Source organism: Candidatus Wallbacteria bacterium (assembly GCA_028687545.1).
Taxonomy (GTDB): domain Bacteria; phylum Muiribacteriota; class JAQTZZ01; order JAQTZZ01; family JAQTZZ01; genus JAQTZZ01.
This window is the reverse complement of sequence record JAQTZZ010000015.1, coordinates 1-12,975: the sequence shown is the minus strand read 5'-3', so window position 1 is coordinate 12,975 and position 12,975 is coordinate 1. Positions and strand designations below refer to the sequence as shown.

The window sequence follows — 12,975 nt, the reverse complement described above, 5'->3', positions numbered from 1 at the left end:
CGGCCGTTCGTCCCTATATGGTAATTATATCATTTTACAGATTTATTTCGGTGCGCCCATTTTCGCCGGCGCAGGTGCCGGAGCTGGAGCGATCAGACCTTTCAGAAAATCAGGCCATTTGCTGTTGCTGCAGAAATCCAGCGGTTCGTAATACTTGGCCAGCACCTTGTACAAATCGATCTGTTCCGGGAAGAAAAGCCCGACATGGGCATTGGTCATTGTCTCGTCGGTTCCGACTACTATGAACTCAGGCTCCAGAGTCTTGATATCTTTCAGAAGTTCATCAGCTGCCTGATTGGGTTTGCCGTCTGCCAAAGTTTCGAACTGACTCACAAAACTCAGGATGTCCACATAGAAAGTACCGTACTTATCGCCGAAAGCGGAATTGATACTGGTTGATTTTTTCCTGGCATCCATTGCTCTGGTTCGGTCAGTGGCGGTCTTGATGAATTCATCGAGCTTCTTCATGAAATCAGGAAGCTTGGTCAGATCCATGTAGCCAAAATTCAGCACCTGCATCTTGAAAGCCTGGGCAGCGGCGTTATCTACATCTTCCTGGTTGTCGCTGATATACTTGTCGGCATACATGTCGATGAAAGCATCAAACTGGTCTGCAGGGATGTTGTTCTGCGCCATGGCCTGCAGCACCTGATCTTTTTTGGCACGCAGGCTCTTGAGAATCCGCTGCTTGATCGTGGCAACGAAGGCCGGTTTGAACAGGTCTTCAGTAGTGTAGAATTTCTTGTTGTTGTCCAGCATGGATTTGGCTAGTGTGCGGCCGTCGATGGACGGATTATCAGAAAGCGGTGAAAAGCAGCCGGTATACCAGTACCCGCCGCCCGGGAAATAGGTGAAAGCAGCGGCTACATTGGAGGTGTAGTCCTTTATCTGATAAAGCACTTCAACCTGATTCATGATACAGGCGTCGAAGCTGATCAGCTCGAATTTGAGGTTGGAATCATTGAGTGCTTTCTTGAACTCGACCATGGTAATGCAGTCTTTGGAGGATTCATCGTAGGCGAAAGACTTGGACTGCGGATCTGTTCCGATCAGTTTGGCTACAGCCAGGCGGGCAAAAACTTTGTCCATGGCATAGTCATTGTCCAGTAATCTGGCTGCCTTGGCATTGCCGGATTTGCTGTTCTGATTGTTCAGATCGTCGATGATTGTGCCTGGACCTGCCAGGGAAAGCAGTCCACTGCCGTGTCCCCAGAGATGGAGCAGATATTTTTTTGCAGGGTAATTGGCTGCAGCGTCCTTGATGAAACCTGTGAGAGTGGCCGGATCACCCATGTTGATTTCGTCGTATTTTTTCTTAAGATCATAATCCTTGCCGTTATAGACATAGAGCCCGTCAAAATCCTTGCCGCCGAAGTCCACGAGCAGCACCAGGTTGACTTTGGAATTGTCGATCTTGGCTCCAGCCATTTCCAGCATGTCGATGTGTCCGTCGCCTTCCAGGTCTTCGGTTGCGGCATTATCGCCGGCCATGTAGACCATGATTGTCCATTCCTTGCCGCCTGCAGGCTGTTCTGCGAAAGCATAGAAAGCGAAAGCGAACATAAACAGGATTCCCAGCAGTTTCATCCGACTTCCTCCTTGACTTTTGTAGTAAAATAATTATACCCGGATTCGGACCTTACTCAATTACTTTGTACAGAAATCTGATCAAAACATCATCCTAGAACTCATCGCAGGCCAGGCGGACTCCGCCATAATCCACCTTGAGAGTTTCGACATTCCGCACGCGGCAAGCACTCCGGCAATCCACTATCGTGTTGCTGAAGCATCCTCCCCGGATGACACGGGCCGGCCTTTTATCGCCGGATATTTTAAAGCAGTTCGAGTTGCCTTCAGCAGGACCCTGAGGGTCAGTATCAGGAGAAACGCTGTAATAATTTTCATCGAACCAATCCTGGCACCATTCCTCCACATTTCCGCATATATCAAACAGACCCCAGGGATTGGGCTGCTTCAACCCCACTTCCTGGGCCTTCCCGAAGTGAGCGCCGCTGTTATCGGGATTGTTTCTTACATCCCAGCAGTATTTGTCTATTTCTTTGAGGTTTCTTTCAGTTATGTCTTTGGGATATCTGTCAGGAAGCATATCATCCAGAGGATCGCCCCAGAAGCATTCGGTAGTAGTCCCTGCCCGACAGGAATATTCCCATTCTGCTTCGCTGGGCAGGCGGAAATTTTTCCCTGTCATTTCCCTGAGCCTCTTTGTGAACTGCTGGCAGTCTGTGAATGACACGCATTCCACAGGCCTGGAGTCGCCCTGGTACATGCTGGGGTTATCTCCCATCACTGCCCTCCACTGGGCCTGAGTAACCTCGTACTTTCCAAGCAGAAAGCCCTTTGTGATCTTCACCAGATGCTGCGGGTGCTCGTTTTTGAACCAGGCAGCTGTTTTTCCGCAATTGACGTTATCGGTATCATATTTCCATTCAATCTCCTGCGGGGAATATGGGCAGCCCATCAGGAATTCCCCTGGCAGGATATGTATCATCTGAAGCTTTACTCCGCCAGGCAGGTCAAAGCTGATTTCACTGCTTCCTGCAGTCAGAAGTTGAGGCTTTACAGGAGTGGAAAGTACCTTTGGCTGGGAGGTTTCATCGTCAGCCAGGCAACAGAAGGCGAAGATAAAAAGTCCTGCAATCATCATTTTTTTCATTGACCTGTTCCTTTTTCAGACTAAAACTCGTCGCAGGCCAGGCGCAGTCCAAGGTAAAACTGCTTGAAAGTTTCTACATTCCAAAGTCACAAAATCAAGCACCGTGCCTGTTCTACCTATTATTCACCTTCCCCCTCCATTTCATGCAATTCACCCTGTCCCATCCAGTAGCACAGAAGGGGTGCAGGAACGCGCATGATACGCCCAGTGACATCATCTGTCCCGCCCAGCAATCCGAAATCATCAATGGACTTGGTTATCACATAACCATGGTCGATCTTCTTGTCCTTCATCAGTTCGACGAGTCCCTTGAGATCGCGTACTCCAGTGTGCTGGGCGCGGTATTTGACTTCAAACGGAATGATCTGTCCGGCAATCTCCGCCACCAGATCGACTTCATGATCTTTTTTGCCTCTCCAGTAGGTGAAACGCACATTCTGCCTGTAATATCGCGCGAACAGATGCTTGAAAACAGCGGTTTCAGTTGCAGTGCTCAAAACGGTCTGATCTTCCAGCATGATCTTGCCCTTGAGCATGACAGCCGGTGCTATCGCGGCATCAGCCAGGTAGATTTTATGGCGGGCTCGTAGAATGGATTTACCGTAGCCATATGGAGGTAGCTTGTAAATCAGATGCGTGGCTTCCAGCAGCTCGATAAAGTTCTGGGCTGTAGGCCGCTTAACCTCCAGACTGGCGCAAAGCGCCGTCATATCCAGAAGTCCCCCATCGTGCATGCACAGGTACAGGAACGTGTATTCCAGATCCACGACCCTTCTCACGCCGAACATGGCGGTCATGTCGCGCTTCAGGACTTTGTCGATGATGTCTTCCCGCAGCAGGCGCTGGGCCTGGGTTACGCTTTCCACCAGGGCGGTCTGAGGAAATCCCCCTCGCACCAGATATTCGTGGAAATGGCCGACATACTGCCCTGCGGATCTGGAAATGCGGCCGAATTGATGCTGTTGCCATTCAAACAGGTCGCGCAGGGAAGAAAGCCGCGGCAGCTCAGGCAGTTCCAGCTTTTTCAGCTTAATGTATTCGTAAAAAGACAGTGTTGTCAGTTTGAGGTTGTGCCAACGGCCCACTCCCGATTCCTGAGCTTCCTGAACCGGCAGGGACGAGCCTGTGAAAACGACCCGCCTATGTTTATGGAAATCCACCTGTAGTTTGACCCAGGTTCCAAAGTCGCGGATATTCTGGGCTTCATCCAGAAACAGGTACTCAGTTCCCGGTACCCGTGGTTCCAGTTCCCTCCAAGCTTCGATCACGGCATCCGCTCCGGATAGTTTGAGGACAGGATGATCGAAAGTGGCGTAGAGAATGTTTGCTCCAGGCACACCGTCCTGCAGAAGCTTCTCGATGGCCTGCAGAAGAAGAGTGGTCTTTCCGACCTGCCTCGCCCCGGACAGCAGCACCGCCCTGGGAGCAGGAGGCTTGTATATCCATGTATAAAGATCGCGGAACACGGCCCTCCGCCATTTCGGCAGATCAGGCACGCTTTCCCTCCTCCACCATGGATTGAACTGGGACAAAATGGAAATTATTTCCTGGCTCGATATCTTCATGGTCAAAATATACTTAATTTCATCATTTAATGCAAGTATATTTTAACTAAAATGGTATTTTAAGAAGAATAAGTTGATTTAAAAGATGTTTTCAAATAGAAGAATCCATTCAGGACTCAGGACAACAAAACGCTGCTGGGACAAGATTCGGGGACGCCTTACTCATCTGTCTTTACCTTCCACATGTCGGGATTAAACTGTCTCGTCACAATAAACGGTCGTTCCACAGACACAAGATCAAGCCTCACCGCTCGTGTGTCCTGTGCAATGTGTAGGTCTGACCCCATAACCCTTTCGTGGGGACCATCTCAGTTTTTTGTCCACTTTTCAAGCCTTTTCGCAACTTCATCATGGTTCAGACCTTTTCCCTCGTCCAGTTCCCTCAGTCCAGCCTCAACCTTGAGCTTGAAATACAGCTTTTCCATGATCTGGTCAACTGTAACGCTGTCTGGAAGTCCCCTGATGATGCTGATAACCTGCTGCTTCACGCTGGGCATATTTCCTCCTGAGGTCAGAATTCCTAATAAAAGCAGATCAATCGTAAATCTGCTTAATTGACCGTTTTAAATAGATCTGATGGCCTGCATCTCCGCCTTCTTGATACATAATGATACATCCAATCCTGGTTCAGGACAACAAATCGCTGCCGGATGTGCCTGGTTTCCATTGTTTTCGAAGCTGTCCTCCAGATTCCCCAAGTCATGATTTCCAACTTCGTCGATATTGATACTGTATTTCACGCTCAGATCTTCCTTTCCAGGATCCCGAATGTTTCTCCAAATCTACTTTCCAAGTGGCTTTCATACCCCAGATTGCTCGTTTTTATTTAATCAGTAAATCATCCTATTAATTGTCACTTCCCACATGTAATAACGAAAAGCATATACGCTGACGATAAAAAGAATAAAAAATAACCCTCTGGTTATTGGAATTGAAGAGTATTCCTTGAGTATCTTCAGATGTGTAAAAGAAATCTTGCTGCAATTGTTAGCTAAGATGAGCATCATGAGGAAGTTTGGCATTAAAAATGCCAGTGAAATAATGAAAACACCTAAAATATCACCAAAATCTCCAGAACCGCCCAAATCTCTAAAACCAACGATCAAAACAGAATAGTTCATGAAATCATAGACTGGACTGAAAAGCATCAACGCTATCAATATTAAGCAAGATAGGAGCAATTGTTTCATAAAATTTTTCCCATTAATATCCAGCCAGACAGCTCTGACAAAATTCAAAAAAAATAGTAAAGGGGAGAGCATTAAATATGCAAAGACAGTCAATTGCTGTATCGTTTTGTTGCCGTGCCCATCATCCAGGACATGTATATATTGGCTTCCTTTGGCATTATATTTTTTGCAGATTTTGATAAAATTACTATTTGTGCTCCTACAGTCATCTCTAAAAAGAGAATCAATGTCAGCACCTGATTTTATTAAGAAATCAAGTAAATCATAGTCCATTCCTTTGGGTAGGTCCCGAATACCATAAATATTCAATACGGCTCCGGAATCAAAAAACAAAGTACTTAAGATGGTTTCAAGGTTCCATTTTTTGTGTTTAACGTCCGCTCCATTTCTCACCAGGGATTCAACAACTCCTTTGTTCCTGTTAAGAATCGCAAACATTAAGGGTGTATATCCTGATTCTTCTTCGGCATTTACATTTGCTCCTTGATTTATCAGACCAATTACTTCCTCCGATGATTGTGCAAAAAAGAGTTTCTTTGTTGCTATATCGATATTCTCTTTTGTATCTTTCAAATTTATAAAATTTGAATGACTCATAGAACCTTGTTCCATTGCTTCTTTTCTAAGTCTAGAATCATCATTTACTTTAATAGGTTGAGCAAAAAATATTCTGACCAATACAAGAATGATTAGAATAACAAAACCGATAAGATTTAAACTGAGAGTTGATAATTTTGTGAATGCATAGGATGAGATAAACTTTATAGACTTTTCTTCGTTATCTGAAAACCAGAAAGGCGAAGTAATTAAAAGCAAAAAAAGAGGTAGTAAAAATGGACCTAATATGAAATCAAAAACGCAACCAATAAAACTATGGTACATTAAATAAAAATTCCAATTTTCTACCCCAGCCTGCTTGTTTTGCTCTTGTTTCCCGGTAAATCACGCGCTTCGAACTCAAAAATACAGTGTTCCTCGTCGTTTTTCTAACGAGCCTGAAAATTCATCATTTTCAGCAATTATTGTAACCAATTATAATATGTTGCTGACAAACTGTACAGGAGCAGATGAACGCCAACCGCCGGGGTCAGGTTGTGGTCTGGGGCAGAAAGGATCGGTCCCTTTCGCTTTGCTCAGGGGATTAAGAAGCTGTAATACCTCGCGATGCTCGGGAACAGCTTCTAAAGAACAACCAGACCCCGTTCTCTGCTGAGCACGACATGACCCCATCTTTCCCCTTCTCTTCCAAACCCCTCTCAGCTGCTCCCGTATATGGTGGGGTCGAGAGGGTCGCACCAGACCCTGGGTAAAGACGCAGTAATTCTCTTAGTCAGAATACCAATTCTGTTATCAAACATCTGGTAAGAAAGTACTGTGATAGAAGTAAAACACCTCGACACCCCGCATGGGGATTCAGGGGGACAAAGTCCCCCTGATTGGAGGGTTTGCAAAGGGGGGACGAACTCCCCCCTTTGACTATTTCCTAAAACTCATCGCAGGCCACCCGCACTCCGAGATATTCCAGCTTGGAATATTGTGACTCCTTTTAAATTTCATCTCTTCCAATGAGTTTACCTCTTTTTGCACAATGCAGCTAACTGTAACTGGATTGAAAAGCAGATTGCTTTCATAATCAGTTCAGAATCTGATTCAGCAAATCGATTCGAAAAAAAAGAATTCATCGAGGAGGTAAAGTGGAAAGGAAATTCAGATTGGGAGTTCTTGTGCTTGGGCTTGTGTTTTTCAATGCCAGCCTGGCCATGGCCGCAGGGCAGTATGCCGCACTGACGAGAGTCATTGTGCCCAGGCCATTGTCTCTTACGCCGGTACTGGCCGCTTCAGAGACTTCAATCTGCTATGAAATTCTGGAAGGTTCTTTCAATACCGCCGGTGAGGCCCAGGCTCTGGCCCTGAAGAACAAGGATGCTGCAGAAGAGCAGGCTTTGCTCACTGCAGTAAAAGCCTGGGGTCTGAATCAATATCCGGAAATAATCAGAACATTGAGACCTACAACCATCTGCATGGCAGTTAATTGTTCCACCAGTAAGAGTGGAGTTCTTTACTACAGCGGCAGAGCTGAAATCACGCTCGACAAGCCCGAAAGCATTGCCCTGGAAAGTCTTCCTGCAGGAACCCCTGCATCCATCACCCGCAGCCTTGTCAACGGGTATTTCCGCAGCTCAGCCGAAGCCCTGAAAGAGGCGCGGACTGCCATCATGAACAAAGTGCTTAAATCAGCCCTGGAAGAAGCCATTCAGATCTGGAAGCTGGACGAGGAATCAATCAAAGAAGTCAAAATCACGAAAACGAGCGGAGTAGTTGAAATGCCAGCTTTTTAGGCTCAATTCGCTCTCAATATACTCATGCTTCGGGCTGCCGGGAATGGCAGCCCTTTTTTTATATTTTTCCAGGAATACAACGGGAGCTTTAGATGAAGGCTTTCAGACGCAGGGAAATGTAACTGGCTGAAAAGCGTATATTACTTATAATAACATCAAAGACGAAAAATGAGGTGATCAGATGCGTCGGACCCTGTGCCTGTTTCTCTGCCTTGCACTTTCCCAGCTCCAGGCCTCTCCGGAAAAATGGAAATTCTATGATTTCAAAGATAAGGACAGAATCACTGAGCAGAAGGTGCAGGAATTGACGGCAAAGGGTCAGACGGCTGAAGCAGCCAAGCTCCAGGCCGACTATCAGGACCTGAAAGTCAGGGCCTATCTTTCCAACTGGCCGCTGCTTCTGACAGTGCATAATAAAGTTGTTGAGAAAGGTGAGGCCTGGGCCATGACTTTCCTCGCAGACTGGGCTCTGGCGCTTGTGAAAGATACTGTCGAGACTGGTGAAAATTCTCAGGATACCTTTCTGAAACCGCTGCTGGGACCGGATGCGTCAGCCGAAATTTCCGATCTGCAGCAGGCTGCGGTTTTCTTGTCAAAAAAAGGCGATCAGATCCTGGCTGCATCCTCCGATTATTTCGGCATCCTGAAACTGCTTTGCGGAAGTCCTGATCTATGCGGTTTTTACAGGGCTGTCTGCAGCGTTAATCTGGATCAGGCCCGGAAATCGGCTGCAGGTGTCATCAGTCTTCCAGCCGAATGCGGGCTGCCTGAAAAGCTGCTGAGCCTTTCCCTGCAGGCGGACAGCCCGGAGCTGATGGATCTGGTTGTGAAAAAGGTCTGCCAGGAAGAGTTCAGAAGGCTGTTTCCAGACCTTTTTTCCAGAGCAGTCTCCAGGGAGCTGACACGCACCGTAAAATATCTGCTTTCCAGTTCCGAATTCCAGGCACATGTTTTCACAAAATCCAAAGATCCTCTTCTTTATGAACTTGTGCAAAGATCCAGGGATGAGGAAATATTGGATCTGATGCTGGCAAAAGGAACTGTGGAACTGCAGGTCGAACTGCTGCCTGCAGTGAAGACAAAGGAAACAGCGGCTAAACTCAGAATCGAGCTGCTGAAAGGGCCTAAGGATCGGAAGCTCGCTGCGATTGAGGCGGTGTCGACTTATGCTGCAGCCGAATACCTGATCGAGAAAGGTCTTGACCCTGACCAGGAAGAAGGCTTTGAAGTCCCGCTTACAATCACCAGTGAACCAGAAGTCGCCAGAGCCCTGCTTGCCCATGGCGCTGACCTGAACATACTGCTCTCCAACAGGAAAAACCCTGGTGCCACCAAGGACTGCCTGTTGAGCAGGGTCAAGAATCGGGCGATTGCGGACCTGCTGATCGCGAGCGGCCTGGATCTGAAAAAAAAGGGGCCTCTCGGCAACACAATGCTGCATTGTGAAGTAATCACCAGTGAAATTGCCTTGATGCTGCTCGATTACGGGATTTCTCCCAATGAACGCGACAACTCGGGCAGAACTCCCATTTTCTGCATGCCGAACAATCTGCCTGTGGCGAAACTGCTGCTCGACCGGGGAGCTGACCCGAAGATCCGGGACAAGGCCGGCAATACACCGCTCTTCTGCTCCTATTTCGATCCTGAGGTGGCGAAACTGCTGCTGTCCAGAGGGCTGTCTGCAAATGATACCAATGAGGCGGGTGACACTCCGCTGCATTTAATCAGTTTTGATACTGAAAGCGTCGAATTCCTGATCAGAAATGGAGCGGATGTGAACGCCAGGAACAGGAAAGGCGAAACTCCCATTTTTGGATTGAGCAAAAAGCCTTATATTCTGAAAATTCTGATTGCCCATGGTGCTGACCCTAAAGCAGTGAATCTGGAAGGGAAAAATGCCGCAGATGTAAATGTGGGCATTGAGTCCCAGAAATTTCTCTCTGATCAGGGAGTGACTGCCAAGCGGAAAAATGATCTGAAGCGCGGCTCAGACCTTCAGGAATATCTGAAATCAGTAAAATCAGGGGAAGACATCCTGGCCGAGTACCCTTTAAGAAGCAAGCCGGTGATGGAAGAGAGGATGTATAGGTATCCTTTCTTCAAGCATATTTATGAGGATTGTTACAGATTCCTCGCCAATCCTATTTACCCGGAATCTCACGACGAAGCCATCAGCCAAGGAATCGAGCTGATCGACATTTTTCTCAAAAAAGGCGGGAAGCCGGATCTCCAGTCAATGGGCATGACCCTGATGATGATGATGCCGTACCCTAAACCAGTCAGGATGCTGCTTGATGCCGGGGCAGATCCTTTTGCCGCTGACAGCCTGGGCAGGACCCCGCTTTTTTATGCGGCTGACCTGGAGAACAATCAGGAAGCAGTGGAAATGCTGGTTTCCGCAGTAACCCGGAAAGGTGTCAAGCTGGCCGACCTGACCGACAAGAAAGGCTGCAATCTGCTGATGACCTGCAGGAAAGAGTATACCGATTACTTCCTCAAACAGGGAGTTCCGGTGAATGCCACTGACAAAACCGGGCGCACAGTTCTGATGGGACCGTCAATGTTCGGAGATAAACTGGATAAACTCATCGCTGCCGGGGCAGACTGCAACGCAGTGGACTCAAACGGTGACTCAGCCCTGCATCACGCTGTCCTCCGGTGCATCAAGGCTTCAGTGGAGAGGCTGCTCAAGGCAAACGCCAACCCGGTGATCAGAAACAAGCAGGGAAAAACCCCGCTGGATGTAGCCCTGACCATGGCTGAAAAAAAGGCGGTTTCAGACTATATGATGAATGATCTGCTGACCATCATCGAACTTTTAAAGCAGGCAGAGAGGAAAAAGTGATCACTCCTTGAGCAGCTTTTTCCACTTGTAGATCTTTTCCAGGGCACGCATGGGAGTAAGCTTGTCAGGGTTGGTTTCCAGCAGATCCTCGGCAATCGATTTCAGGGAATCTTCTGTGGTGACCTTGCGCTGCTCGCTGATCCCGCCAAACAGGTCCATCTGAGAAACCATCTCGAGCGAAGGCAGCTTCTCGAACACAGGTTCCGCTACGCCGCCGGCCTTTTCACGCTCCAGTTCGAGCAGCAGCTCCCTGGCCCGCCTGATCACTTCCTCAGGCAACCCGGCTAGTCTTGCCACTTCGATGCCGTAACTGCGGTTCGCCTTGCCTGGCACCACTTTATGCAGGAACACCACTTCCTCATTCTCCTCAGCTACAGCCATGGAAAGATTCACTACTTTATCGTGGGTCTGGGATAATTGAGTGATTTCGTGATAATGGGTGGCGAACAGTGTCTTAGCGCCCAGGTGCCGCGAGGAATAGAGATACTCCGCCACAGCCCAGGCGATCGCCAGTCCATCGAAAGTGCTTGTGCCACGGCCGATCTCATCGAGTATGATCAGGCTGGCTGAGGTGGCATGCCTCAGAATGTTGGCGGTTTCCTTCATTTCCACCATGAAGGTGGATTCGCCTCTGGCCAGATTGTCTGAAGCACCGACCCTGGTGAGTATCCTGTCAACCAGGCAGAGATCTGCAGATTCGGCAGGCACGAAACTGCCCATCTGCGCCATCAGGGCGATCAGGGCCACCTGCCGGATGTAAGTGGATTTCCCGGCCATATTGGGTCCGGTCAGGATCACCAGGCGCTCCCGCTCGTTATCCAGACTGGTGTCATTGCCTGTGAAAAGAGTATCGCTCAGCATGCGTTCCACAACCGGATGGCGTCCCCCGCGTACTGTAAAGGAGGTCCCGTCATTGATCTCAGGCCTGACATAATTGTACTCGTAGGAAACACGTCCCAGCGAGAGATACACATCCAGTTCGGCCAGGATTCTGGCGTTTTTCCTGATCTCTGCTTCGCATGATTTCACCTGAACCACCAGATCCTGGAAAATGCCGTCCTCCAGTTCCTTGATCCGCTCCTCAGATCCCAGTATCACTGATTCTTTTTCCTTCAGTTCCTGTGTATAATAACGTTCACCGCCGGCAATTGTCTGCTTGCGGATGTATTCCTGCGGCACCCGCTCGAGCTGGCCTTTGGAAACTTCGATGTAATAACCAAACACCTTGTTGAACTTTACTTTGAGATTCCTGATCCCAGTTTTGTCGCGCTCGCGCTGCTCCAGAGTACCGAGATAAACCTTGCATTCGGTGATCACCCGCTTGAATTCATCCAGTTCTGAGGAAAACCCGTCCCTGATGAAATGCCTTCGCTCAACAGAGGATGCGTCATCGTAGAGAGCCCGGTCGAGCAATCCGGCAAGTTCAGGGAGCGGATCCAGTCCTCTGCAGAGTTCATTAGCCCGCTCCGTGGAGACGAGTTTTCCAACCCTGGGAATCGCCTGCAGCGATTTCTTCAAAAGCAGCAGGTCCCGTAAACCTGCAATCCTGGATTCAAGCCTGGAGATGATCCGTTCGAGATCGGCAACTCCGGACAACTGTTCCTGAATGCCTGGCAGGAGTGTCGGCAGGTCGTGGAATTCGGCGATGATCCTTTGTCTCTGCAGCACTGCTTCCCGGGAAAGAAGCGGAAAACTGATCCACTTTTTCAGAAGCCTCCCGCCCATCGCTGTCACTGTCCTGTCCAGCACATGGCAGAAAGTGGCGCGCCTGTCCCCTGAAAACGAATCGAGCAGCTCCAGATTCCGGAAAGTAGCGGCGTCCAGCACCATGTATTCATTTTCCTCGTAATAATCCGCTTTCTGGAGATAGGTCATTTCCGACATCTGGGTGGATTTCAGGTAATCCAGCAGAAAACCCGAGGCTGACCTGGCTTCGGGTTTACCCCTGAAAACCTCCAGATCCCCGAAATGACGCTGAAAAACCAGCTGAGCATCAGGCTCCTCAATTTCCCTGCCGTCAGGCCTGCGGGCACGGCATAATCCTAAATAGCGCACGAGATTCTGAATTTTTTTATCGGATCCGGCTGGACCGCAGAGCAGAACTTCAGCAGGCTTGAGCCGTGAAAGCTCTGCCTCCAGCTTCTCATAGCTCAGCGGGAACTGGGTGCAAAAGAAATCGGCGGTAGAGATGTCGCAGTAGGCAATCGCCAGATTCCCATTTCCAGAGCAGATGCTGAGCATGAAATTGTGCTTCTTCTCTTCAGGCAGGTTCTCTTCCAGCAGCGTGCCGGGCGTGATCGTGCGGATCACCTCGCGCTTCACGATGCCCTTCGCCTTGCGCGGGTCTTCCATCTGATCGCAG

Annotated in this window: 8 protein-coding genes; 2 read left to right on the top strand and 6 right to left on the bottom strand. The window is 48.7% G+C overall.

Annotated elements, in window-relative coordinates; genetic code table 11:
• Positions 1 to 42 precede the first annotated feature (42 nt).
• From PHW04_08475 to PHW04_08455, 5 genes are all read right to left on the bottom strand, one after another.
• Positions 43 to 1,587: a clostripain-related cysteine peptidase gene (locus tag PHW04_08475; protein MDD2715912.1), complete on the bottom strand. Its 1,545-nt coding sequence runs from the start codon at positions 1,585 to 1,587 to the stop codon at positions 43 to 45.
• A gap of 94 nt (positions 1,588 to 1,681) precedes the next feature.
• Positions 1,682 to 2,674 (bottom strand): formylglycine-generating enzyme family protein, encoded by a 993-nt coding sequence (locus PHW04_08470; protein ID MDD2715911.1) that lies wholly within the window; start codon positions 2,672 to 2,674, stop codon positions 1,682 to 1,684.
• Positions 2,675 to 2,793: 119 nt separating this feature from the next.
• Entirely contained in the window at positions 2,794 to 4,239 is a 1,446-nt protein-coding gene (locus PHW04_08465; GenBank protein ID MDD2715910.1) for an ATP-binding protein, read from the bottom strand.
• 308 nt (positions 4,240 to 4,547) lie between these two features.
• Complete coding sequence (locus tag PHW04_08460) at positions 4,548 to 4,736, bottom strand: hypothetical protein (GenBank protein ID MDD2715909.1); 189 nt, start codon at positions 4,734 to 4,736, stop codon at positions 4,548 to 4,550.
• A 333-nt stretch (positions 4,737 to 5,069) separates the two neighbouring features.
• Positions 5,070 to 6,311, bottom strand: coding sequence for an ankyrin repeat domain-containing protein (locus PHW04_08455; GenBank protein MDD2715908.1), 1,242 nt, complete (start codon positions 6,309 to 6,311; stop codon positions 5,070 to 5,072).
• Positions 6,312 to 7,123: 812 nt separating this feature from the next.
• Between PHW04_08455 and PHW04_08450 the strand changes: the two genes are divergently transcribed.
• On the top strand, positions 7,124 to 7,768 hold the full coding sequence (locus PHW04_08450) for a hypothetical protein (protein MDD2715907.1): 645 nt from the start codon (positions 7,124 to 7,126) through the stop codon (positions 7,766 to 7,768).
• A 181-nt stretch (positions 7,769 to 7,949) separates the two neighbouring features.
• Positions 7,950 to 10,613, top strand: a complete 2,664-nt coding sequence (locus tag PHW04_08445; GenBank protein MDD2715906.1) for an ankyrin repeat domain-containing protein — start codon at positions 7,950 to 7,952, stop codon at positions 10,611 to 10,613.
• On the opposite strand, the gene mutS is transcribed toward PHW04_08445, so the two are convergent.
• A partial coding sequence (gene mutS, locus PHW04_08440; GenBank protein ID MDD2715905.1) for a DNA mismatch repair protein MutS occupies positions 10,614 to 12,975 on the bottom strand: 2,362 nt, incomplete at its 5' end. It abuts the gene before it with no gap.